The sequence below is a fragment of the Pseudomonas sp. DWP3-1-2 genome, from assembly GCF_049896285.1.
Classification (GTDB): domain Bacteria; phylum Pseudomonadota; class Gammaproteobacteria; order Pseudomonadales; family Pseudomonadaceae; genus Aquipseudomonas.
The window spans coordinates 184,579-208,162 of sequence record NZ_JAFCTZ010000008.1 but is presented as its reverse complement, the minus strand read 5'-3'; the positions used below and the strand labels follow the sequence as shown (position 1 = coordinate 208,162).

General features: G+C 59.3%; 23 protein-coding genes. 11 read left to right on the top strand and 12 right to left on the bottom strand.

The features are described from left to right. Positions 1–98 precede the first annotated feature (98 nt). On the bottom strand, positions 99–2,366 hold the full coding sequence (locus ACP7B0_RS17965; protein ID WP_426142843.1) for an autotransporter outer membrane beta-barrel domain-containing protein: 2,268 nt from the start codon (positions 2,364–2,366) through the stop codon (positions 99–101). A gap of 432 nt (positions 2,367–2,798) precedes the next feature. Between ACP7B0_RS17965 and pabB the strand changes: the two genes are divergently transcribed. Continuing rightward, a complete protein-coding gene (gene pabB / locus ACP7B0_RS17960; RefSeq protein ID WP_426142842.1) occupies positions 2,799–4,142 on the top strand; it encodes an aminodeoxychorismate synthase component I in 1,344 nt (447 codons plus the stop codon). Positions 4,143–4,372: 230 nt separating this feature from the next. On the opposite strand, the gene thrH is transcribed toward pabB, so the two are convergent. Next, a complete protein-coding gene (gene thrH, locus ACP7B0_RS17955; protein ID WP_426142841.1) occupies positions 4,373–4,990 on the bottom strand; it encodes a bifunctional phosphoserine phosphatase/homoserine phosphotransferase ThrH in 618 nt (205 codons plus the stop codon). A gap of 161 nt (positions 4,991–5,151) precedes the next feature. Between thrH and ACP7B0_RS17950 the strand changes: the two genes are divergently transcribed. Further along, a complete protein-coding gene (locus tag ACP7B0_RS17950; RefSeq protein WP_426142840.1) occupies positions 5,152–5,886 on the top strand; it encodes a phosphoadenylyl-sulfate reductase in 735 nt (244 codons plus the stop codon). Between the two features lie 48 nt (positions 5,887–5,934). Here the strand turns inward: ACP7B0_RS17950 and cysB are convergent, their stop codons facing one another. The 5 genes from cysB to ACP7B0_RS17925 form a co-directional block, all read right to left on the bottom strand. Continuing rightward, on the bottom strand, positions 5,935–6,909 hold the full coding sequence (cysB, locus tag ACP7B0_RS17945; protein ID WP_426142839.1) for an HTH-type transcriptional regulator CysB: 975 nt from the start codon (positions 6,907–6,909) through the stop codon (positions 5,935–5,937). Positions 6,910–7,030: 121 nt separating this feature from the next. Continuing rightward, a complete protein-coding gene (locus ACP7B0_RS17940) occupies positions 7,031–7,543 on the bottom strand; it encodes a universal stress protein (protein ID WP_426142838.1) in 513 nt (170 codons plus the stop codon). A 95-nt stretch (positions 7,544–7,638) separates the two neighbouring features. Beyond that, on the bottom strand, positions 7,639–8,544 hold the full coding sequence (locus ACP7B0_RS17935; RefSeq protein WP_426142837.1) for a 5'-nucleotidase: 906 nt from the start codon (positions 8,542–8,544) through the stop codon (positions 7,639–7,641). Positions 8,545–8,564: 20 nt separating this feature from the next. Further along, positions 8,565–9,518, bottom strand: a complete 954-nt coding sequence (locus ACP7B0_RS17930; RefSeq protein WP_426142835.1) for a putative 2-dehydropantoate 2-reductase — start codon at positions 9,516–9,518, stop codon at positions 8,565–8,567. 30 nt (positions 9,519–9,548) lie between these two features. After that, entirely contained in the window at positions 9,549–9,884 is a 336-nt protein-coding gene (locus tag ACP7B0_RS17925) for a thioredoxin family protein (RefSeq protein WP_426142834.1), read from the bottom strand. Positions 9,885–10,138: 254 nt separating this feature from the next. Here ACP7B0_RS17925 and ACP7B0_RS17920 point away from each other — a divergent pair, with 254 nt between their 5' ends. Next, positions 10,139–11,215, top strand: a complete 1,077-nt coding sequence (locus ACP7B0_RS17920; protein WP_426142833.1) for a 3-deoxy-7-phosphoheptulonate synthase — start codon at positions 10,139–10,141, stop codon at positions 11,213–11,215. Between the two features lie 70 nt (positions 11,216–11,285). On the opposite strand, the gene ACP7B0_RS17915 is transcribed toward ACP7B0_RS17920, so the two are convergent. Beyond that, complete coding sequence (locus ACP7B0_RS17915; RefSeq protein WP_426142832.1) at positions 11,286–11,567, bottom strand: GNAT family N-acetyltransferase; 282 nt, start codon at positions 11,565–11,567, stop codon at positions 11,286–11,288. A 602-nt stretch (positions 11,568–12,169) separates the two neighbouring features. On the opposite strand from ACP7B0_RS17915, the gene oprI reads away from it, so the two are divergent. After that, positions 12,170–12,421 carry an outer membrane lipoprotei OprI gene (gene oprI / locus ACP7B0_RS17910; protein ID WP_002553018.1) on the top strand — a complete coding sequence of 84 codons (252 nt, stop codon included), beginning with the start codon at positions 12,170–12,172 and terminating at the stop codon, positions 12,419–12,421. A gap of 112 nt (positions 12,422–12,533) precedes the next feature. Here oprI and ACP7B0_RS17905 read toward each other — a convergent pair whose 3' ends face one another. The 3 genes from ACP7B0_RS17905 to ACP7B0_RS17895 all read right to left on the bottom strand — a co-directional run bounded on the left by ACP7B0_RS17905 (position 12,534) and on the right by ACP7B0_RS17895 (position 14,534). Then, the gene (locus ACP7B0_RS17905) at positions 12,534–13,496 is read right to left on the bottom strand and encodes a L,D-transpeptidase family protein (RefSeq protein ID WP_426142831.1); all 963 of its coding nucleotides are present in this window, start codon (positions 13,494–13,496) and stop codon (positions 12,534–12,536) included. Between the two features lie 81 nt (positions 13,497–13,577). Beyond that, positions 13,578–13,871, bottom strand: coding sequence for a hypothetical protein (locus ACP7B0_RS17900; protein ID WP_426142830.1), 294 nt, complete (start codon positions 13,869–13,871; stop codon positions 13,578–13,580). A gap of 57 nt (positions 13,872–13,928) precedes the next feature. Then, positions 13,929–14,534, bottom strand: coding sequence for an arylesterase (locus ACP7B0_RS17895; protein ID WP_426142829.1), 606 nt, complete (start codon positions 14,532–14,534; stop codon positions 13,929–13,931). Between the two features lie 10 nt (positions 14,535–14,544). On the opposite strand from ACP7B0_RS17895, the gene ACP7B0_RS17890 reads away from it, so the two are divergent. Further along, positions 14,545–15,228 (top strand): ABC transporter ATP-binding protein, encoded by a 684-nt coding sequence (locus ACP7B0_RS17890; RefSeq protein WP_426142828.1) that lies wholly within the window; start codon positions 14,545–14,547, stop codon positions 15,226–15,228. Further along, the gene (locus tag ACP7B0_RS17885; protein ID WP_426142826.1) at positions 15,228–17,741 is read left to right on the top strand and encodes an ABC transporter permease; all 2,514 of its coding nucleotides are present in this window, start codon (positions 15,228–15,230) and stop codon (positions 17,739–17,741) included. Before ACP7B0_RS17890 ends, ACP7B0_RS17885 begins: the two co-directional genes overlap by 1 nt. Positions 17,742–17,920: 179 nt before the next feature. Here ACP7B0_RS17885 and greB read toward each other — a convergent pair whose 3' ends face one another. Then, positions 17,921–18,394 (bottom strand): transcription elongation factor GreB, encoded by a 474-nt coding sequence (gene greB / locus ACP7B0_RS17880; protein WP_426142825.1) that lies wholly within the window; start codon positions 18,392–18,394, stop codon positions 17,921–17,923. Between the two features lie 307 nt (positions 18,395–18,701). Between greB and ACP7B0_RS17875 the strand changes: the two genes are divergently transcribed. Genes ACP7B0_RS17875 through ACP7B0_RS17855 form a run of 5 tightly spaced genes read left to right on the top strand, consistent with a single transcriptional unit; the run spans position 18,702 to position 23,584 of the window. Continuing rightward, on the top strand, positions 18,702–20,030 hold the full coding sequence (locus tag ACP7B0_RS17875) for a UDP-glucose dehydrogenase family protein (RefSeq protein WP_426142824.1): 1,329 nt from the start codon (positions 18,702–18,704) through the stop codon (positions 20,028–20,030). Further along, positions 20,027–21,037, top strand: coding sequence for an SDR family NAD(P)-dependent oxidoreductase (locus ACP7B0_RS17870; RefSeq protein ID WP_426142822.1), 1,011 nt, complete (start codon positions 20,027–20,029; stop codon positions 21,035–21,037). Before ACP7B0_RS17875 ends, ACP7B0_RS17870 begins: the two co-directional genes overlap by 4 nt. Then, positions 21,034–21,777, top strand: a complete 744-nt coding sequence (locus ACP7B0_RS17865; RefSeq protein WP_426142821.1) for a glycosyltransferase family 2 protein — start codon at positions 21,034–21,036, stop codon at positions 21,775–21,777. Before ACP7B0_RS17870 ends, ACP7B0_RS17865 begins: the two co-directional genes overlap by 4 nt. Then, the gene (locus ACP7B0_RS17860) at positions 21,774–22,058 is read left to right on the top strand and encodes a lipid-A-disaccharide synthase N-terminal domain-containing protein (RefSeq protein WP_426142820.1); all 285 of its coding nucleotides are present in this window, start codon (positions 21,774–21,776) and stop codon (positions 22,056–22,058) included. The genes ACP7B0_RS17865 and ACP7B0_RS17860 overlap by 4 nt, the downstream gene beginning before the upstream one ends. Before the next feature lie 2 nt (positions 22,059–22,060). Then, positions 22,061–23,584 (top strand): ArnT family glycosyltransferase, encoded by a 1,524-nt coding sequence (locus ACP7B0_RS17855; protein WP_426142819.1) that lies wholly within the window; start codon positions 22,061–22,063, stop codon positions 23,582–23,584.

Genomic DNA, 23,584 nt, shown 5'->3' with positions numbered 1-23,584 from the left:
ATACCTGACAGGTAGCAACTTGCCATATTACTTACGCAACGTTTTCATATAGCCAAAAAAGACAGGCTTTCGCCTCCCTTAACCTTAATGACTGCTTATCACCAGCTATAACGCAATCCCACATTGGCGCCCCAGGGTTGTTCAATCTTGTCGCCATTGCTGTATTCAAAGTCGGCATGCAGTTGCAGCCGATCGGACATGGACATCGCGATGCCCGCGCCTAGCTCGCCGCGCGACCCGGACAAGTCGTTATTGAAAACGTTGTTATTGACCTCCACATCGTTATTCTTGGCGAATTCATGTACGTAGGCGGCCCGCACATAGGGCTGCACCACCTTGCCTTCACCCAGATCAAAATTGCGCCCCGCCGTTGTGCCCAGTTTCCCCAGCAGTGAACGGGTGCGGTCGCCTTCGGCCTGCATGCCGTTATCCAGGTCGTAATCCTTGCCCTGGATCACCACCGCGGATACCTGTGTGTAAGGTTCCAGGAAGTAATCGTTATCCAGCTTGATGTGCTTGCCGAATTCCAGCGAAGCACCGACACCACTGTTGTCGTAGTCGCCCTTGGATTCAGTACCGTCACTCAAGCTGACGTCGGCTTCATTACGGAACCGGTTGAACTTCAACACACCGTCGAAGTAGTAGCCGCTGTCCCGATCCAGCCAGGTTGTGTAAGCGCCCAGGTAGTAACTGTTCACGTTGCCGGAAGTGCCGCGGTCCAGATCAAGGTCCGACTTGCTGTAGCCGCCCAGCAAACCTACCAACCACTGGCCGTCGCCCATCGGCAGAGGTGCGTCGGCACCGAAGGAGATGCCCTGTTGAGTCTGTTGATAACCGACACCGGACGCGGCCTTGGCATCAAACCTGTTGCCGTAGGTACGGATCCAGCCGCCCGGTTGTGCACCGTTGATGCGCAATTCACCCATGCGGCTGCGCAAGGTCGACAGCTCGCCATACCAGACAGTCGGCGCGGTATTGAACAGCGCCAGCACCGCACTGGTGCCTGCGCTGACTTTGCCGGTATTGACCAGGTACCAGTCATTGCCATTTTGCTGACTGAGCTCGTAGCTGTAGGTGCCCATATCCACCGGCCCGTTCAGTAAGGAGAACTGCGCGTCGCCGGCGGCGGTGTGCACAACGTGCAGGCTTGAATCGGCAACCGGGTCTGCGCCGGTCGCGCCCACCAGCAACGAATGATTGCCTGTCGCCGTCCCGGTGACATCGAGAAAATCAACCTTGCCCTGGGCGAAATCGGCATCCATGACAAAGGTGCCGCTGCCCGACAGGTTCTCCACCGACAGGGTATAAAAAGCGTCCGGCGCACCCAGCTTGATCGCGCCGCCATCCATACTCAGATTGGCGACCGAGGAATCCTCAACCATCACCCACTGCGCGGCGCTGTTTACGGCCAGGCTGTTGACGTTGTCCAGGCGACCGGTAAAGACCGATTGGTTATTCAGCGCCACGTTGACCGTGCTACCAGCCTCGGCGCTGATATCACCCGTTAACTGACTTTGATTGAAACCAAGGTCCATCGCGCCGCTGTCACGCACCTGAATGTTGCCCGTGAGTGCGCTGTTACTCACATTCATTTTTCCATTGGCACCGTTGACCTCAAGCAAAGTGCCGTTGCCTCCCACCAGGGTCGAACCGTTACTCACGTTAATCTGGGTGAAGTTGTTTTCCCCAATCGGAGCATTCACCACAATTGCAGATCCGGTCTGCCCCTCTACCCGACTGTTGTCGAGCTCAATCGTCGGCGTTTCACCAAAAAGACCTTGACGGACAGTAATGCCATTTTGTGTACCCTGGATAACCGAACCCTCGGTCGCCCTTACAATACCGCCGAACATGTGAAGGCCGACGCCTGCCGGGCCGGTTCCGTTGACTTGGCTCCCCACCAGTGTCAGGTCGGCGTTAGAGCCCGCACTTGTACCCGTGCGGAGATCAATACCGAAATCACTGCCGTTGACTTGACTTCCTGTTATCACGACTGTTCCGCCGGCTATGCGCATTCCGGTCTCTCCCCCCGTGATACTGCTGCCAACAATCGTGGAATCACTGAACAGCAGGGATATTCCAACACCCGAGCCGTTGACACCACTAACCGTAGTGTTCGTTAGATTCAGGTTACTTCTGCTCACATCTATATAGCCGGTGCGGGCCCCCGTCGCGTTCAACGTACCGCCTTCCGATACCGCCCAGTTGTCGGGCACTGTTGATCCATCGATATTTCTTGTTTCACCGATGACAGTTTGCTCAAACGCCGCTTGAGCTTGATGACAAACCAGCATGAGGGGTGCAAAGGTCAACAACCTCAACGCCTTCGCCAACGGAGTTAACAAGTACCTGTGAGAAAGATTCATTCTGATTCCCGATGATTAAAATATTCTTTAAGGCAGATTCGTACGACCTGTACGAAAGGTGCCGAAGACTAGCAATATAAAACCTAGAGTTATGTAGGAAGATTCCTAGGAAATTGTAGTATCTGACTGACACCGACAAATCGTGATTACGGCGCCAGACCAATCAATTCGAAAGAATAAGAAGTTTTTATATCGCGATCCAGAATAAATACCAGTCAACATGTAAGCAGAAACATGAGTAAACAATTGCTAAACCTTAGTTAAAACCTTAGCAACTAAAATTGTTTTTTATTATTTCGAAGTTGATTCATGGCTTGAGACCTGGCCTGCCGGAACCGTTGCGATTTCCACGATTCCCGGCAAAAACGCCCTAGGAGGCTGCGGCCCGCAGGACTACAATCGCCGACCTCACACTGTGACTGACCTGCGCGAATGCCGACCTGCTCGCTCCACCCATTGCCTTACTCAGCAAACTCAGCGAGCGACTTCGCCAGAATCCGCCACGCCCCTGGCGCGATCCTGCTGGACAGCGGCCGCCCGAGTGCCGAGCGAGGCCGATTCGATGTGTTGAGCGCCTGGCCGCTGGAGCACGTGGTGAGTGAGTCCGAGGAAACGGGTGAGGCATTTTTTCAGCGTCTGCGCGCCAGCCTTGCACGACTCGGCCGCGCGCAACTGCCTGCGGGCATTGAATTACCCTTCGCGGGCGGATTGCTGGGTTACCTGGGTTATGACTTCGGACGTCGCCTGGAGCCGCAACCCGATCAAGCCGTTGATGACCTGCAATTGCCCGACGCCCGTTTTGGGCTGTACGCCTGGGCGGTCATCACTGACCACCAGGCGCGAACGACCCAACTGATGTGCCACCCCTCCCTGGCGCAGAGCGAGCAGCAGCGTTTGCTGGGGTTGTTCAGGCAACCGGCCGACACGGACTCAGCTGACTTCAGGCTGAAAACCCCGTTCAGGGCCGACCTGAGCGCCGACGACTACCGCGCGGCGTTCGCGCGTATCCAGGCCTACATCCAGGCCGGCGATTGTTATCAGGTGAACTTCGCGCAGCGGTTTCAGGCCGAATGTGAAGGCGATCCCTGGGCGGCCTATTGCGCGTTACGGGCCGCCTGCCCTACCCCTTTTTCCGGCTATATCTCATTGCCCGATGGCCACGCGATCCTGAGCCTGTCCCCGGAGCGCTTCGTCAGGGTCAGCAAGCGACAGGTGGAAACCCGGCCCATCAAAGGCACGCGCCCGCGCAGCGGTGACGCGGCCCAAGACAAGGCGTATGCCGACGAGCTGCTGGCGAGCACCAAGGACCGCGCGGAAAACCTGATGATCGTCGACCTGCTGCGCAACGACCTGGGGCGCAGTTGCCGGATTGGCTCGGTGAAAGTCCCCGAGCTGTTCAGCCTGGAAAGCTATCCCAACGTGCACCATCTGGTGAGCAGCGTGACCGGCGAACTGGCGGACGAGCACGACGCGCTGGACCTGATCGCAGGGAGTTTTCCGGGTGGATCGATCACCGGCGCGCCGAAGATCCGTGCCATGCAGATCATCGACGAACTGGAGCCCACGCGGCGTGCCTTGTACTGCGGGTCGTTGATGTATCTGGACGTGCGCGGAGAAATGGACAGTTCCATCGCCATCCGCAGCCTGCTGGTAAAGGACGGCACGATTTCCTGCTGGGGCGGCGGCGGGATCGTGGCCGACTCGCAGTGCGAGGCTGAATATCAGGAATCGTTTACCAAGGTGCGGGTGTTGCTGGAGACGCTGGAGTCGCTTTGATACGCCTGAACGGCCCCCAAAAGCGGGAAGGTCTCGGCAGGCAGCGCGGCGGCTGGGTTCTGTACGCACTTGCACGTGGGACCGGCTTTAGCCGGGAAGGCTGCATTCCTGCCGACCGGATCCAGCGAATGTACCTACCTCTTCCCGGCTGAAGCCGGTCCCACGGGGTGAACTGCACCCCAAAAGTTGGACGCCTATCCAGACGTTGGGTGCAGTGCAACGGGTGCTGCTTATAGACTCAAATCCCGATTCGACGCCTTGATGAATTCCTTTTTCAGGTCTTCAAAGGTGTGCACCGCCGGGAATTGCGGGAATTCACGGATCACGTTTTCCGGGGCATGGAACAGAATGCCCGCATCGGCTTCGCCCAGCATCGTGGTGTCGTTGTAGGAATCACCGGCCGCGATCACCCGGTAATACAACGTTTTAAAGGCCAGGACCGACTGACGCTTTGGATCTTTCTGACGCAGTTGATAGCTGACGACCCGATCCGTCTCGTCGGTGATCAGACGATGGCACAGCAACGTCGGAAAACCCAGTTGGCGCATCAAAGGCTGGGAAAACTCATAAAACGTGTCCGACAGAATCACCACCTGAAACCGTTCGCGCAGCCAGTCGACGAACTCAGCGGCACCGTCCAGCGGCTTCAGGGTGCCGATGACTTCCTGGATGTCCGACAGCTTCAGGCCGTGCTCATCGAGAATGCGCAGGCGCTGTTTCATCAGGACGTCGTAGTCGGGAATGTCACGGGTGGTAGCTCGCAACGACTCGATACCGGTTTTCTCGGCAAAGGCGATCCAGATTTCCGGGACCAGCACACCTTCCAGGTCCAGACAGGCAATTTCCACAGGACACTCCTTGAGGGAACTTCATCGTCAAAAAAGAAACGGCACTTTAGGGGCTGTTGCCGTTTGAGCGCAACAACAGCAAACCGGCCAACTCAGCGATAGATTTTGTTAACATCCGCGTCATTACGAGCGCCTAAGCGCCATATTTAGGAAACCGCCTGATGAGCCAACCCTTCGACGTCGTCGGTCTCGCCGCGACTTACGCCACCAAGTCCCCGCAAGACATCCTGAAGCTGGCCTTCGAGCACTTTGGTGATGACCTGTGGATTTCCTTCAGCGGTGCTGAAGACGTGGTGCTGGTGGACATGGCCTGGAAGCTGAACAAGAACGTGAAGGTGTTCAGCCTGGACACCGGCCGCCTGCATCCCGAAACCTATCGTTTCATCGAACAAGTGCGTGAGCACTACAAGATCGACATCGAAATCATGACCCCGGATCAGCAGAAGCTCGAACCCTTCGTCAAGGAAAAGGGCCTGTTCAGCTTCTATCGCGACGGTCATGGCGAGTGCTGCGGTATTCGCAAGATCGAACCGTTACGCCGCAAGCTGGCGGGAGTAACAGCCTGGGCCACCGGGCAACGTCGTGACCAGAGCCCCGGCACGCGCAGCCACGTGGCAGCACTGGAAATCGACACCGCGTTTTCGACGCCGGAGCGCACGCTGTACAAATTCAACCCGCTGGCGCAGATGACCAGCGAGGAAGTCTGGGGCTACATCCGCATGCTGGAGCTGCCTTACAACAGCCTGCATGAGCGCGGTTTCATCAGCATCGGTTGCGAGCCGTGCACGCGCCCGGTGCTGCCGAATCAACACGAGCGCGAAGGTCGCTGGTGGTGGGAAGAAGCCACGCAGAAGGAATGTGGCCTGCACTCGGGGAATTTGATCGCCAAGGTGTAAGTGCCACCGGCCCCGTTGGAGCCCCCCTCGCTCCAACGGGTAAGTCACTCAATGCACCGGCAATTCCACGCCGTCGAACAACTCTTCCAGCTCTTGCCTGTTGTGGCATGCAATCGCCTTGGCCATCACATCCCGAGTCAGGTGCGGGGCGAATTTTTCGATGAAGTCGCACATGAAGCCACGCAGGAAAGTGCCACGACGGAAGCCGATGCGCGTGATGCTGGACTCGAACAAGTCGCTGGCATCGAGCATCACCAGATCGCTGTCGAGCTTGGCATCCACGGCCATTTTCGCAACGATGCCCACCCCCAGCCCCAGGCGCACGTAAGTCTTGATGACGTCCGCGTCGGCGGCAGTGAACACGACTTTCGGGGACAAGCCCCGATGGCTGAACGCCTCATCGAGCTTGGAGCGACCGGTGAAACCGAACACGTACGTCACGATCGGGTATTCAGCCAGCACCTCCAGCGTCAGCTTCGGCACCTTGGCCAGCGGGTGGCCCTGGGGCACGACCACACAGCGGTTCCAGCGATAGCACGGCATCATCACCAGATCGCCAAACAGCTCCAGTGCCTCGGTGGCAATGGCGAAATCCACCGTACCATCGGCAGCCATCTCCGCGATCTGCATCGGCGAGCCCTGATGCATGTGCAGCGCTACGTCAGGGTATTGCTTGATGAAATTGCTGATCACCGGCGGCAGCACATAGCGCGCCTGGGTGTGCGTGGTGGCGATGGACAGGGTGCCTTTCTTCTCGTTGGAGAACTCCTGGGCGATCTGCTTGATGCTCTCGACCTTGCGCAGGATTTCGCCGGCCGTGGTAATGATGCGCTCGCCAGCCGGCGTGACCCGGGTCAGGTGCTTGCCGCTACGGGCGAATACTTCGACACCCAACTCGTCCTCCAGCAGGCGAATCTGCTTGCTGATACCGGGCTGAGAGGTATACAGACTCTGAGCCGTCGCTGAAACGTTGAGGTCGTGGTGCGCCACTTCCCAGATGTAGCGCAATTGTTGAAGCTTCATATGTGTCCCTCAAAGCAGGAAGACGCCCAAGGCATCAGCGACGCTATATAACTGGATTAATGGTAGGAATATGAAATCTAGAACTTTTTATCACTTTTAAGCGCCAATGGCACGCTCGATTTCACACCTGATTCCCTTCTCGCCGACGAGCCCCTTTTCTCCAGCCGGGAACCATATAGACCGGAACCTGAGACAGCTGTAAAACTCTGGCCGCCGTCCGGCCAATCGGTGCAGCAGCTTCTGCGCCATGACTGTGACTGCCCACGATCAAAAGGTCGACTTCCAACTGCTGCGCCTGGGCCAGAATGACCTTGCACGGATCGCCTTGTACAACCCGGACAGTCCGGATCAAAGCCAGGTCTTGATGCCCTTCCCCCAACTCCTCCCGGAAACCGTCCAGCACCCGCTGTTCGATACCCTCCAGCACCGTATTGACGCCCTGCCGATGCAGATCCTTGAGTGCATCCTCACCCAGATAGCTTTGCAGAACGGATTCGGCAAATAGCCCCATCGGCTCCACCACATGGATCACGTACAGCTCGGCGTTGAAGGTTCGAGCCAGTGCCAACGCGTGTTGCATGACGTAGGGCGCATACAGACCCAAGTCTGTGGCATACAGCATCGAACGAATCATACGTCCTCCCGAACAGCCAGAATGGCGGAGATGGATTCAGCTTAGCAGCGCGCCAAAAAATGCGACGATGATTACCGTCCGGACTGACCGGGCTTTTACAGCTTTATTTCATTGCTGATGCCGTGGGGAACGTGGCCAGTGGCAACCACGTCACGGGCTTTTTCACAATGGCCGGGTTGATCGTCGAAGAACACGTCCGCTGCAAATGCCTCAAGGAATGCCGACTTTTGCAGCCCGCCCAGAAACAGCGACTCGTCCAGACGGATGTCCCACTCGCGCAACGTGCGTATCACCCGTTCATGAGCGGGTGCCGAGCGCGCCGTGACCAATGCGGTGCGAATCGGGCAGCTTTCCTCGGGAAATTCTCGCTGCAGCAGATTCAGAGCCGCCAGGAACGGCTTGAAGGGCCCTCCGCGCAAAGGCTCACGTGCCGACTGCCGCTCACTGGCCTGAAAGGCTTCGAGACCGTCCGCTTGATAAACACGCTCCGATTCGTCGGAGAACAACACGGCATCGCCATCGAAGGCGATGCGCAGCTCGGCGCTGGCCGCACGCCGTGCACCCCCGGAAAGAATAGTCGCCGCCGCGAAACCGGCATCCAGTGCACTGCGCACGTCCTCGGCATGGGTCGAGAGAAAGAGATGACAGCCAAAAGCCGCCAGATAAGGGTAAGGGCTGCGCCCGCCAACGAATGCCGCGCGGGTAATGTCCAGGCCGTAATGCTGGATCGAATTGAACACCCGCAAGCCGGTATCGGCGCTGTTACGGGACACCAGAATGACTTCGACCCGGGCCTTGCTCATGCTCGCGTTGAGGCTCAGGAGTTTTTGCACCAGCAAAAACGCATCCCCGGGCTCGAGGATTTCGTCTTCATGAGCGATCTGGTATTTGCGGTACGCCTCGACGCCGTCCGCCGTGTAAACCCCATGACTGTCGCGCAGATCGAACAGGGCGCGAGAAGAGATCGCCAATACCAGTTTGTTGCCTTGTTCCTGTGCCATGGTTCCACCTTGCAGCCTGATCAGCTGTTTTGTGCATCAATAAAAGCCAACGCCTGATACAGCATGCGCACACGCGGCATATCGCAGCCGGACTGCAATGCAGCAGCCAGGGGTACGGCATAGATCGCTTCCAGCTCCATGGGCCGCTTCTGCTGATAATCGTGATACATGCTGGGGCGATAGTCCGGCATCGTTTGCGTCACAGCGAAAAGATGCCGGGCAAAACCTTCCGGCAATCTGAAGCCACACGCCAGGGCGCCCTGCACCACCTCGTCCATCAGGGCCTGGATCAGCTCCCGGCTTTGCGGGTCAGCCATCAACGGCGCGGTACTGGCCTGCAGCAACGCCGAAAGGCCGTTGTAAGGGATATTCCAGACCAGCTTCTGCCAGCGCGCCTGCTGCAGATCGGGCATGGCGTGCGCTTCCAGACCCGCAGCCCGGAACAGGCCTGCGCCCTCCTCGACCCATCCAAGGCGATCGACCTCGTTGGCCGGACCACTGTGATAACCCAGGCTTACGGCACCGAATGCCTGATGCGCTACCCTGCCGGGCGCGGTGCGGTGCACGCAGACAAAACACAGGCCACCCAGCAGATGCAGGGAATCCGGCAGGCGACTGCGCAGACTGTCTTCGACGCCCAGGCCATTCTGCAAGACCAACACCCTGGCACCCGGCGCCGCCGCACGGGCAATGGCGGGAGCCAGTTCGGCGTTGCGGGTGGCCTTGGCGCCCACCAGCAACCAGTCGCACTGCGGCATGTCTTCTGCCACAGCGTAAGCCTGCACAGAGTCAAGGGTCAGCTCGCCAACGAGGGCGCTGTCGACCCGCAACCCTCGCTGGGTCACGACGGCAAATTCGCTGCGCAGCAGAAAATGCACGTCGAAACCGGCGCGCGCGAGCATCACGCCATAGAAGCCGCCAATCGCTCCGGTTCCGATGATTCCGATTCGTGGCCGCCCTGCATCATGGCTCATGCCGATCTCCTTGCTTGATGTGTGCCGCAATCATGGCAACTCGTCTGGTTCGCGGGTCAAGCCCAGGGTCAAGGCGTCACGAATGTCGCTGTCCTTCAGCGGTGCTCGCAACCCGCCGAAGAACCGACCGTCCCGCACGATGAACAATGCCGGCAGATGAAACACTTCATAACGCTCCACCGCTCCGCCATTTTCCTCTGCATCGACCCAGCACAGACGCTGCACGGGCAGATCCAGCCTGGGCAGTTGCTGGCGCGCAAAACGACAGCTGGCGCAACCTGCACCGGTAAAGATCACCAAGGACGTGCCGGCCAATTGCAGCAGTTGTTGGTCAATATCGAAGTCACTCAGTTCAAGCTGATCCAAGAAAACGCCTCCAGTCAGGGAGCACACTATCGGTTCCCCTGATGGCGCTTGCAAATATCCTTATAACGCCCATGACCGTGGAAAAACTGTTTCAGGGCTGACCATCCAGCCTTGCAACGGGATAAAGCCGTGTTTACCCATTGTCGAACAACGGCCTAACGCGCTAAGGTTCCGCTCCCCGCTGCGCTCCAATCATGCTGGCTTCGCCGCACGGGCTACGTTGGCGGCCAGCACCGTGACCTGATGAGAACACGATGGCTGATCTACCGATTGACGACCTCAACGTTTCTTCCAACGAGACTCTGATCACGCCGGATCAGCTCAAGCGTGAAATCCCGTTCACCGATGCTGCCTTGCGCACAGTGAGCCAGGGCCGCGAAGTTATCCGCAACATCCTGGACGGCAAGGACCATCGCCTGTTCGTCGTGATCGGGCCGTGCTCGATTCATGACATCAAGGCTGCCCACGAATACGCCGAACGCCTCAAGGCCCTCGCTGCAGAAGTGTCTGACACCCTCTATCTGGTCATGCGCGTCTACTTCGAGAAGCCGCGCACCACCGTGGGCTGGAAAGGCCTGATCAACGATCCGTACCTGGACGACTCATTCAAGATTCAGGATGGCCTGCACATTGGCCGTCAGTTGCTGCTGGACCTGGCCGAAATGGGCCTGCCAACGGCAACCGAAGCGCTGGACCCGATCTCCCCGCAATATCTGCAGGACCTGATCAGCTGGTCGGCCATCGGCGCCCGCACCACCGAATCCCAGACCCACCGGGAAATGGCTTCAGGCCTGTCCTCGGCGGTCGGCTTCAAGAATGGCACCGACGGCGGCCTGACGGTTGCTATCAATGCGCTGCAATCGGTCTCCAGCCCGCACCGGTTCCTGGGCATCAACCAGGAAGGTGGCGTGTCCATCGTGACGACCAAGGGCAACGCCTACGGTCACGTGGTGCTGCGCGGCGGTAACGGCAAACCCAACTATGATTCGGTAAGCGTTGCACTCTGCGAGCAAGCGCTCACCAAGGCCAACATCAAGCCAAACATCATGGTCGATTGCAGCCACGCCAACTCCAACAAGGACCCGGCCTTGCAGCCGCTGGTCATGGAGAACGTTGCCAATCAGATTCTGGAAGGCAACCAGTCGATTATCGGCCTGATGGTTGAAAGTCATCTGAACTGGGGTTGTCAGGCGATTCCCAAGGATCTGTCCGAATTGCAATACGGCGTGTCCGTCACCGATGCCTGCATCGACTGGGATGCCACCGAGAAAACCCTGCGCAGCATGCACGCCAAACTCAAGGATGTATTGCCCAAGCGCCAACGGGGCTAAGCCTTCACGAAAAACAAAACGCCGAGCTGATGCTCGGCGTTTTTCGTTGTTCGATCGGCCGCAGACGCCTTCAGATCTTGGCGGCCTGACGCTGGGTACGTTCCATATAACGTTCGACATAAGAACATGACGGAATAACGGTGTACCCCATTTTGTCGGCGTAATCGAGCGCCTGCTCGGTCAGTGCCGCAGCAATGCCTCGACCACGCAGGGCATTGGGTACAAAGGTCCGGTAAATATCCAGCGTCTGCTTACCCAGGTCCATATAGGTCAGGTAGGCACGGTGACCGTCTATATTGATTTCGAACTGGTGACCGGTCTGGTCATGGTGGATGGACAACGCCTCGCTCATCACTACTCCTCGCGGGTCTTGGAATTTGACCCCTACCTTACCGATGTTTTTCCGGCGAAGGAACATCTACGCCACCCCGTGCCTGTTCTTGGACACCGAGAAGAGCTTTGCTGATCCCAACAAAAGAGCACCTGCAAATAGTAGGCGTCATTCAGGAATATGCTCAAGCGTGTCCATCGCAAAAATCGCGATTGAACATCCGATCACTCGGACAGTTGCACCGCTCCTCACCGAATCTTGTCGATTGAGACGGTCCGGCGAATTGAAAGTCACGAAGAGGTTCGTAAATACCCGACGTTAACCACGGCGGAGAATGGAAAGATCGACCTTCTTTGACTACGGTGAACTGCAGCGACATCGCGAGGGCTAACATCCGGTCATTCATGTGCCTGCTCGCGCACCGAGGCCCGCCAGGGCGGGTCTGGATGTTTTTTAGACAAAAACCACGGAAAGTTACACCGAACACTTTCAAAGCCAAGAAATTTATCGGCTTCTTGCGCTTGGTCAGTTTACTTACTACAAACAATGGGTAGTATGTACGCCGGTCATTTTCTCACTTTCGAGAGGTGACCAAATTGAAAAAGTCCTTGAAGGGGAACACGATGAACAACGTTCTGAAATTCTCTGCTCTGGCTCTGGCTGCTGTTCTGGCCACCGGTTGCAGCAGCGTATCCAAAGAAACCGAAGCTCGTCTGACAGCTACCGAAGACGCAGCAGCTCGTTCGCAAGCTCGCGCTGATGAAGCCTATCGCAAGGCTGATGAAGCTCTGGCTGCTGCTCAAAAAGCTCAGCAAACTGCTGACGAAGCCAACGAGCGCGCTCTGCGTATGTTGGACAAAGCTAGCCGCAAGTAATAATCCTTCGGGGTTATTAATAAGCCGACCCGATTTCGGGTCGGCTTTTTGTTGTCCGGCGTTTGCCTGTTACATAGGCATGCGCCGGGCAATACGACTCACTCGCGCAGATTTACTGCAGCGGCAAAGTATTGCTGGCAGCCACAGCCGAACCGGGCTCCGCGATTTCCACCGGCATACCATCTTCTGCGGCAACTACGTCGCGCACCAGATCCCAGTTCATGCGCAGGTTGTTGGACAAGTCATTACGCTTGAGCAAGGCGTTAATCACTGCCGTGTGCTTATCCACTATTGAAGGATTACCACTTTCATCCAGCGGTGTGTGCGCTTCCAGATACACCTTGCCGCCACTGATGCCGAATTTGTAAGGCTCACTGATAATACGAACCGGCGTACCGACGGGCGCCATTCCCGCCAATTCCAGAACGTTGTTGTTGTACATGCGGAAACAGCCGTGGCTGGTGCGCATGCCGATCCCGAATTTTTTGTTCGAGCCGTGAATCAGGTAACCGGGCAAGGCCAGGCCGAATTTGAATGGCCCCAACGGGTTATCCGGTCCGGCAGGCACCACGCCTGGCAACGGATCGCCGTCGGCTGCGTGCTCGGCCCGGATCGACGCGGGCGGTGTCCAGGTCGGGTTAGGCGTCTTGGCCGTGATTTTGGTCTGTGCAATCGGGGAACCCCAACCCTCGCGGCCGATACCCAGCGGATAGGTATAAACGACGTTCTGGCCCTTGGGGTAATAGTAAAGCCGGTATTCAGCCAGGTTGATAACGATGCCTTCCCTTGGACCCGGCGGCAGCACGAAGCGAGTCGGCAACACAATCTGCCTGCCTGCACCCGGCAACCAGGGATCAATCCCGGGGTTGGCCGCGATCATTTCCAGGTAGCCCAGGTCGTAGCGGGTTCCCAGATCGGCGAAGGTGTCTTCGTATCGAGCCGTGACGGTTTGCACCTGGCCGACAATGTCTTCGCCGGGAGGCGGCAGGGGAAATTCCAGAGCGGAAACGGAGCCCGCCGCACACAGTGCAGCAAGCGACAGACAGCGGGTAATGGCTGGAATGCGCGACAACATCCGGGGAGTCCTTGGTAACGACGGCGAAGAGAAAGAACCGATTGTACACCCCCCTTCAAACATCCGGGAGGCGGCGTGCTACTACTCGTTGAAGCGCAACTCGGGCCAGATCGGCCGTGTTCCGCGCTTCTGCGCCTCGACGATGGCACGGCACAGCGAACACAGACGCTCGTCGCGAAACACAGCCCTGTCGACAGCCGACCAGCGCGGCTGGGCGGGCAGCAAGGTGCCACACAGCGTGCGGTCAATCGTGCCGCCCAACTCCAGTTGCCGGGCGACAAGGTGCACCTTGACCTCCTGGCACGCGAACAGGTCGAGCTGTTCGTCAGGCTCGATCAGTTGATAGGCATACAGTGACCAGGCAGGACGGGGCATGGAGGGCTCCAGATCGGGGGGCGCCACCTTAGCCCAAAGCCCCCCGCTAGAAAAGCCTCAAAGCAGCGGTTTCAGCGTCGGCCAGACATTTTCCAGCAACTTGCCTTGAGCGGCCGCCGCCGGGTGCAGCCCATCGGCCTGCATCAGCTCGGGAACGCCGCCCACCCCTTCCAGGAAAAACGGCACCCAAGGCACTTTCTTTTCCTCGGCCAGATTGCTGTAGACCGCCTTGAACGCGTCGGTGTAACGCGGCCCGTAATTCGGCGGAATCTGCATCCCCAGCAACAGCACCTTGGCACCTGCTTCTCGGGACTTGTCGATCATGGCCGCAAGATTTTGTTGCAAAGAAGCTGGCTGCTGGCCACGCAGGCCATCGTTGCCGCCCAATTCGAGAATCACCAGCTCCGGCTTATGCTCTGCAAGCAGCGCAGGCAGCCGCGCCTGGCCTCCGGCACTGGTGTCGCCACTGATGGAGGCGTTGACCACCTTGTCGGTGAAACCTTCCTGTTTCATACGTTGCTCCAGCAACGATACCCACCCGACGCGGGTATCCAGGCCGAAAGCCGCGCTGATACTATCTCCAACGATCAACACTGTGCCCGCCGCTGCTCCTTGTGACAGCAACAGCAACCCCAGGCCAGCACTTAAAAACCACGCACGCATCGGATTCTCCATGAGTGAAAGTATTCTCAGTGCTCTGAGCCTCAGTAAAGTGGTCCCCAGCACCGAAGGTGACCTGACCATCCTGCACGAACTCTCTCTGGAACTAAACAAGGGCGACAGTCTGGCCATCGTCGGTGCCTCGGGTTCCGGCAAATCCACGTTGCTGGGTTTGCTCGCGGGCCTGGACCTGCCCAGCGCCGGAGCGGTGGTTCTCGCCGGGCGCAACCTCAGCGAACTGGACGAAGACCAGCGCGCACGGGTACGCGCCGAACACGTTGGCTTCGTGTTTCAGTCCTTCCAGTTGCTGGACAGCCTCAATGCCCTGGAAAACGTCATGCTGCCCATGGAGCTTGAGGGCCGCAAGGACGCACGGGAGCAGGCGCGCGGCCTGCTGGAGCGCGTCGGGCTCGGCAAACGCCTGACCCATACGCCCCGTCAGCTTTCCGGGGGCGAACAACAGCGGGTCGCCATCGCCCGAGCCTTCGCGGCCGATCCTGACGTTCTGTTCGCCGATGAACCCACCGGTAATCTGGACAGCCATACCGGTGAACGGATCAGCGACCTGCTGTTCGAACTGAACAAGGAGCGCGGCACGACTCTGGTACTGGTCACGCACGACGAACGTCTGGCACACCGCTGCCGACGCCTGATCCGTCTCGAAGGTGGCCGTCTGGTCGCCCCACTGGAGCCTTGATGGCACGCTTGCCCTTTGTTCGCCTGCTGAACCTCGCTGTCCGCCAACTGCTGCGCGATGCCCGCGCAGGCGAATTGCGGGTGCTGTTTTTCGCCCTGCTGGTGGCCGTCGCGGCGAGCACCGCCATTGGCTATTTTGGTGCCCGCCTCAACGGCGCGATGCTGATGCGCGCCACTGAGTTTCTGGGTGCCGACCTCGTGCTTGAGGGGTCCAGCCCTGCCAGGCCGGAACAGATCGAGGCGGGTCAGGCGCTCAAACTGGCGCATTCCCAGGTGGTGATTTTCTCCAGTGTCATTGCCACCGACGCCGGCATCCAGCTGTCCAGCGTCAAGGCGGTGGACACGGCTTACCCGCTGCGCGGAGAACTGAAAAGCGCAGCCGATCTTTATCAACCCGAGCAAGTCAGCCAGGGTCCAAAACCAGGAGAAGCCTGGGCTGAGTCGCGGATCTTTCCGGCCGTCGACCTGAAAATCGGTGACGACATCGACGTCGGCGCTAAAACCCTGAAGCTGACCCGAGTGCTGACCTATGAACCGGATCGGGCCGGCAATTTCTACAGCCTGACCCCGCGCGTCATGATCAATCTGGCTGACTTGCAGGCCACCGGCGTGGTGCAACCGGGGAGCCGGGTCAGCTATCGGGAAATGTGGAGCGGCCCGCCCGAAGCGCTTGCGGCTTATCGCAAAGCCATCGAGCCGGGCATGGAGCCCTATCAGGAAATCAAAGACGCCCGCGATGGCAGCCAACAAATCGGCGGCGCGCTGGGCAAAGCCGAACGCTATTTGAATATGGCCAGTCTGGTGGCGGTGTTGCTGGCCGGGGTCGCCGTCGCGCTGTCGGCTTCCCGATTCGCTGTGCGGCGTTTCGACGCCAGCGCGTTGATGCGCTGTCTCGGTCTGTCGCGTAGCGAAGCGTTGCTGCTGTTCAGCCTGCAACTGGCCATTCTCGGCCTGTTGGCAGCACTGTGCGGTGCCCTGTTGGGCTGGGTCGCGCAGCAAGCGCTGTTTGCCCTGCTGCATAACTTGCTGCCGGCTGCCCTTCCAGCGGGCGGCCTGATGCCCGCCATCGCCGGCATTGGCACCGGACTGGTGGCACTGGCCGGCTTCGCACTGCCTCCGCTGGCGGCCTTGGGCCGTGTGCCTCCGCTGCGCGTGTTGCGCCGGGACATGTTGCCGATCCCGGCCAGTAGCTGGTTCGTGTACGGCGCTGCATTACTGGCACTGGGCCTGATCATGTGGCGCCTGAGCCTGGACCTGGTCCTGACGTTCGCCCTGCTCGGTGGCGGCGTGATTGCCGCCGTGGTGCTCGGCGGCTTGCTGTTGTTGGCGCTGAAAAGCCTGCGCCGCTTGCTGGCGGGCGCGTCGCTGCCCTGGCGTCTTGGCCTGGGCCAGTTATTGCGCTACCCCCTGGCCGCGGCGGGACAATCCCTGGCGTTCGGTCTCATCCTGCTGTCCATGGGCTTGATCGCCCTGCTGCGCGGCGAACTGCTCGATACCTGGCAAAACCAGTTGCCCAAGGACGCGCCCAATTACTTTGTGCTCAACGTGCTGCCCGATGACAAGGACCGCTTCAGCCAACAGTTGAAGGGAATTTCTTCTCACGCCGCGCCGCTGTATCCCGTGGTGCCCGGGCGGCTGATCAGCATCAACGACAAACCGGTCAGCGACTTTGTCACCAAGGACTCCCGAGGGGAGAATGCGACGCGCCGGGACCTGAACCTGACCTGGGCAGCCGATTTACCGGAGGGCAACCTGGTGACGGCCGGGGACTGGTGGCAAGCGCCGGCTGACGCATCCACGGCCACGACACCGGGGGTTTCGGTGGAAACCGACCTGGCCAACAGCCTGAGCATCAAGCTGGGGGATCGTCTGAGCTTCAACGTCGGCGGCCTGGCCCGTGAAGCAGTGGTCACCAGTTTGCGGAGCATCAACTGGGACACGTTCCAGCCTAACTTCTTCGTCATTTTCGAACCCGGCACTCTGCAGGATTTGCCCACCACCTACATGACCAGTTTTTACCTGCCTCCAGGCAAGGACCAGCAAGTCGTCGACCTGTCGCGTGCGTTCCCGTCCATCAGCCTGCTGGGCGTCGAAGCGTTGCTGGCACAAGTACGCAGCATCCTCGATCAGGTGACCCTGGCGGTGCAGTTTGTCCTGCTGTTCGTCCTGGCCGCCGGCATTGCCGTGCTGTTCTCGGGTTTGCAGGCCACCCTCGACGAGCGTATTCGCCAAGGCGCACTGGTACGTGCGTTAGGCGCCGAACGCGCGCTGTTGATCAAGGCACGACGCATCGAGTTCGGCTTGCTCGGCGCGGTGAGCGGCCTGCTGGCGGCGCTGGGTTGCGAACTGGTGAGCTTCGCGCTGTATCGCTATGCGTTTGATCTGGTCTGGTACCCGCACCCATGGCTGCTGTTACTGCCGGTGATCGGCGCGCTATTGGTGGGGGGTGCAGGTGTGTTCGGCACGCGCCGAGCGCTGAATGTCAGCCCGCTGACAGTGCTGCGTGAAGGTTGATAGACCCGCACGCCGCCGATGAGTCGTGACCACCCTCCCCGCCGCGCTGATCACCTCCAAGGTGAAGCGCGGCGGAGGGCAGGCTTCACTCAGTCAGTGAAGCGGCGGCCCTGAGGGATTGATCAGCAAGCGCCGAAAATCAGCAATTCGCCGTCAGCACGCATGCAGTAAGGGTCAGCCTACTTGCGGTACACAATCTCGTTGATCCACCACAACATTTCTCCATTCGGCGTCTGCACGACGGCCTCGTCGCCTACCTCTTTCTTCAAAAGCGCACGCGCCATGGGCGAGTCGATGGAAATGTAATCGTTGCGACCGTAGATTTCGTCATACCCGACAACCCTGAATTTCTTGATGTCACCTGCCTCGTTTTCAATCTCGACCCACGCCCCGAAAAAGACCTTCCCCTCCTGCTCAGGCGAGTAATCGACTACCCGCACATCCTCAAGCCGCTTACGGAGGTATCGGACTCTTCGATCGATTTCCCGAAGCAGCTTCTTGTTGTATTGATAATCGGCATTTTCACTGCGGTCACCCAGCGAAGCCGCCCAGGTCACCTTCCGGGTTGTGTCGGGACGCTTTTCTCGCCAAAGGAAATCGAGTTCTTGCTTCAAGGCCTCATGACCTTCCTTTGTGATGATGTTGGTACTCAAGTGGGGGATCTCACTAACGATTTAGCTCCAGCAAGGCTGGAACGGGTCGAACAGCCCAGCGCGGCGCGCATCATAACGTCAGCATGAACGGCTCAGGTAGAACGCTTTGAGCAATTCGTCGGCAGCAACCCCGGCGCTGACTCCTCGAAGGTGCCCGCCCACATTCCGCGTGACTGATGCTCAATCCGATCACGACGTTCATCGTTTCTTAACACATTTATGACATTCATCTTGCAGAGCTTGGTCAGGCACCCGCCAGAAGCCCGAAAAACATACGAAGTTCTTTGGATCAAAGGGAAGCGGACAGATGAAAGTAACAGTGTTCGGAACGGGCTATGTGGGGCTCACCCAGGCTGCCTGCCTTGCCGAAGTGGGGCACACGGTGTGCTGCGTGGATGTCGACGTGGAGCGTATTGACGCCCTGCGCCAGGGGATTTGTCCGATTTTCGAGCCGGGTCTCGCGCAACTGTTGCGCAACGGGCTCAATTGCAAACGGCTTCACTTCACCACGGATGAAGCCGAAGCCAGTCGCTTTGCAGAACTGGTCTTTATCGCGGTCGGAACGCCCTTGCAAGCCGACGGCCACGCCGACCTGAGACAGGTGTTCACCGTGCTGAGTTCGCTGCTCAGACACGCCGATGGAGCGCGGATCATCGTCAACAAGTCCACCTCGCCGGTGGGTACCGTTGATCGCCTGCGCCTTGAGATCGCAACGAGCCCGAGGCGCGATGAAGGTTTCGAAGTGATCAGCAACCCGGAGTTCCTCAAGGAAGGTTCAGCCGTCAACGATTGCCTGCGTCCGGATCGCATCATCGTTGGCGGTGCCAGCCCGGCAGCGCTGGAGCGGTTGCGCGAGCTTTACCAGCCGTTCAGCCGCAACCGCGAAAAGTTTGTGGTCATGGACGCCCGGAGCGCCGAGCTGACCAAGTACGCGGCCAACTGCCTGCTGGCGACCAAGATCTCTTTCATCAATGAGATGGCCAACCTGGCCGAACGGCTCGACGCAGATATCGAACAGGTGCGGCTGGGTATCGGCGCCGACCCGCGTATTGGCTACGACTTTATCTACCCCGGATGTGGCTTCGGCGGCTCATGCTTCCCCAAGGATTTGCACGCTCTGCTCATGACGGCTGAAGAACACGGCATGCAGGCTTCCCTGCTTGAGGCTGTGGAGCAGGTCAACCGTCGCCAGAAGTTCCGCCTGTTTGAAAAAATCCATGCTCACTTTCAGGGTTCGCTGGAGGGTAAGGTCTTCGCTGTCTGGGGCCTGGCTTTCAAGCCCAATACGGACGATATCCGCGAGGCTTCCAGCCATGCCTTGCTCGAAGCGCTCTGGGCCGCCGGCGCCAGGGTTCAGGCCCACGATCCCCAGGCAATGCCGGCCATGCAACGGCAATATGGCGCACGCAGCGATCTGAAACTGGTGCAATGCAAGGAATATGCACTTGAGGGCGCGGACGCGCTGGTGGTGGTGACCGAATGGCAGGATTACCGGGTGCTGGATCTGGATCGGTTAAGCAAACAGCTGCGTGACCGGGTCGTGTTCGATGGCCGTAACGTGTTCGATCCGGTGCAATTGCGTGACGCAGGATTGACCTATTACGGCATTGGTCGTGGTCAGGTGGCCCAATCATGACGGTGCTGGTCACCGGTGCCGCCGGATTTATCGGATTTCACGTTGCAAAACGTTTGTGTGAGCAAGGGATTGAAGTGGTCGGCATTGACAACCTCAACCCTTACTACAGCGTCGAGCTCAAGCAAGCACGACTGGTCAGGCTTAAGTGCCTGCCAGGTTTTACTTTCCAGCGCCTTGATATCACCGATTTCGCCGGGCTGTCTGCCCTGTTCGAGCGTCACGGTTTCGAGCAGGTCATTCACTTGGCGGCCCAGGCCGGTGTGCGTTATTCGCTGGAGGACCCCAACGCGTACGTCCAGTCCAACCTGGTGGGTTTTATCAATGTACTTGAGGCCTGCCGGCACCACCGCCCCGCGCATTTGATCTACGCCTCGAGCAGCTCGGTCTACGGCGCCAGCGAGCGCATGCCGTTTCAGATCGAGGATGCCGCCGACCGACCGCTGTCACTGTATGCCGCCAGCAAACGTTCCAACGAGCTCACCGCATACAGCTACTCGCACCTCTACGGCCTGCCAGCCAGCGGCCTGCGCTTTTTCACCGTGTACGGCCCCTGGGGTCGTCCGGACATGGCGCTGTTCAAATTTACCCGGGCGATGCTCGCTGGCGAGGCGATCGAGCTCTACAACCACGGGCGGATGGCGCGGGACTTCACCTATATAGATGACATTGTCGAAAGCATTCTGCGTTTGCGTCTGCGCCCGCCCGTCGCTTCGGACGGCATGCCCCCCCATCAACTTTTCAATATTGGCCGGGGTCAGCCGGTCTCGCTGCTGGAGTTCGTCGACTGCCTGGAGGCGGCGCTGGGTTTGCGCGCCAAACGTCGCGACCTGCCGTTGCAGGCGGGCGACGTGCTGAAAACCTGGGCCGACGTCAGCGCTTTGGCGCGATGGATCGACTTTCAACCGCAGGTGTCGGTCGACACCGGCGTTCGCGCCTTCGTCGCCTGGTACTGCGAGCACTATCAGGTCCAGGCCCGTTTGCCATCTTCACAACAGGAATATCAATGACTGTGCCGATTTTTCTTTCCGTAGTGATTCCCGCCAAGAACGAAGCCGACAACCTGCCTGCCTTGCTGGAGGAGGTCCGCACCGCGTTATCCGGGGAGCACTACGAAGTGCTGGTGGTTGACGACGGCAGCACCGACGACACCTTGCGGATCCTGCGTGAATTGATGGCCAGCGGATTCCCGGAGCTTCGGGTCCTGCGAAACGAGCGCTCGCTGGGTCAAAGCACCTCGATTTACAGCGCGGCGCAGGCTGCCCGTGGCAATTGGCTGGCGACCCTCGACGGCGACGGCCAGAACGATCCCGCAGACATCCCCGGCATGCTGGAACTGGTGCGTGCTCGGGCCGGGCATCACGATGCCATCCAACTGGTGGCCGGGCACCGGGTGAACCGTCGCGACACCGCGAGCAAACGTTGGGCCTCGCGATTCGCCAATGGCCTGCGCAGTCGCCTTCTCAAGGACGCCACACCGGATACCGGTTGCGGTCTCAAATTGATTGAGCGCGAGGCGTTCCTGCGCCTGCCGTATTTCGACCATATGCACCGGTTTATCCCGGCACTGATCCAGCGGCACAACGGCCGCATGTTGATCCATCCGGTCAACCACCGTCATCGCCAGGCCGGGGTGTCCAAGTACGGCAATCTGGACCGTGCACTTGTGGGCATTCTTGACCTGTTCGGCGTCTGGTGGCTGATCCGCCGCACCCGCCTGCACGGCCAGCCACAGGAGCTGAATCCATGAAACTCGCCAGCGAAACGCTCTGGCTGATTCTGGGCTTTACCGGGCAGGCAGTGTTCACCGGCCGCTTCGTCCTGCAATGGCTGTACAGCGAGTTCCAGAAGCGCAGCGTGATCCCGGTGGCGTTCTGGTATCTGAGCATGCTGGGCAGCGCTATTTTGCTCGTCTACGCCATTTATCGAGAAGACCCGGTATTCATCGCTGGCCAATCCTTCGGCATGGTGGTGTACCTGCGCAATCTTCAGTTGATCAGGCAGCAAGCCAAGTCAGTCAAGGAGTCTTAACGGTGCGATTTACCTTTTCAATCCGCGTCGAAGGCTGGCTGCTGATCGGACTTGCGGTGCTGCTGGTCGGTGCAGGACTTGGCTTGCGTCAGCCGCAGAATGTGGATGAAGAACGCTTTCTGGGCGTGGTTCTGGAAATGCTGCAAAGCGGCTCCTGGTTCGTGCCACACAGGGCGGCTGAGATTTACGCCGACAAACCGCCGCTGTTCATGTGGGCCGTCGCGTTTTTTATCTGGCTGACCGGCCGCCCGGAAATCGCTCTGTACCTGCCGGGGTTACTGTCTGCAGCGACGGCCACCGCCGTGCTCTACGACCTGGGCAATCGTCTATGGAACAGGCAGACCGGAAGGTACGCAGCCCTGCTGTTTCTGGCCACCTATCAGACCTACAGTATTCTGCGCGTCGGGCAGATCGATAGCTTTCTGTGCCTGTGGATCGTGTCGGGCTTCTATGGACTGGTTCGCCATGTGTTGCTGGGGCCCGCCTGGGGCTGGTTTTACCTGGGTTGCGCCGCCATGGGCCTGGGCATTATCACCAAGGGCGTGGGTTTCGTGCCTGCGTTACTCCTGATTCCCTATGCTTATGCGGTACGCAAAGGGTGGCACGGCGTGGTCGCCATGCCAGGACAGGCTGGGCGCTGGGCGCTTGGCGTGCTGGTCGTCCTGTTGGCCTGCTGCCTTTGGCTGGTGCCGATGGTCATCTCCGTCTGGCGCGACGGCGGGCCTGAAGGCTTCGCCTATCTTCGCGAAATCCTCTTGCACCAGACCGCCAATCGCTATGCCAGCGCCTGGGACCACCGCGAGCCGTTCTGGTACTTCTTCGTCAAGGTCATCCCCCAATACTGGCTGCCGCTGGTGCTGGCGTTGCCCTGGTTGATCCCGGCCTGGCGTCGGCAGTTATGCAAGCGAGACGGTCGGGTGCTGGTACTGCTCGGCTGGGTGTTGCTGGTGCTGCTGTTCTTCAGTCTCTCCAGCGGCAAGCGCAAGATTTATATCTATCCGGCCCTGCCCGGCCTGGTACTGGTTGCCGCGCCACTGGTGCCCTGGCTCCTGCGGCGCTGGTTCAGCGAACGCCTGTGGGCCCGGCGCGTTTTCGTGGGAGCCACAGTGGCCTGGTTCTCTCTGTGGTTTGCTCGCGGGTTCATCGAACCGCTCATTGACGGCGACAATCCCCATCGGCGCCTGATGGAGCAGGCCGCCGAACAGACTCACGGAGCCGATCTGGTCCTGGTCAACTGGCGCGAAGGCCACTGGCTTTATGCGCGTCAGCCTCTGGTGCATTTCGGGTTCGCCCACTCGTTGTCGGTTGAGCAGGCTGTCGGCTGGTTGCGAGAGCACCCCGGTGCGTTTGCTCTGGTTCCCGGGGCCCAACTGGCGCGCTGCTTTACTCAGGACAAGGCCTACCCTCTGGGGCAGACATCCCGTGCTGACTGGTTCGTCGTCGGCGCCAGTGCCGACAACCACACCTGTCAACCGGAACCCGCACCGACTGTCTACCGCTTCGTCTGGAGTCTGAACGCACGTTGA